Below are 225 nucleotides of genomic sequence, written 5' to 3' on the forward strand. Positions count from 1 at the left end.
GAATTCCTCAAGTTACTGAGAGCTGCGATCAAGTGCTTGACCTGCCCGGAGAAATATTTCGAGAAAGTTCTTCGTTTGGCTATCAACAAGCTCGGGACAGATGAATGGGCCCTTACTAGGGTAGTTGCAACACGGGCGGAGGTCGATATGCAGCGCATTAAGGAGGAATATCATCGCAGGAACAGTGTTCCTCTGGATCGAGCAATTGCTGGAGACACTTCTAGG

At 49.3% G+C, this 225-nt stretch carries 1 protein-coding gene; it reads left to right on the forward strand.

The window, feature by feature from the left end:
- Positions 1-36: 36 nt before the first annotated feature.
- The coding region (locus C6N31_RS47560; protein ID WP_198359781.1) for an annexin at positions 37-225 on the forward strand (189 nt) is incomplete at its 3' end.

Source organism: Streptomyces fildesensis, assembly GCF_016107395.1.
Taxonomy (GTDB): Bacteria; Actinomycetota; Actinomycetes; order Streptomycetales; family Streptomycetaceae; genus Actinacidiphila; species Actinacidiphila fildesensis.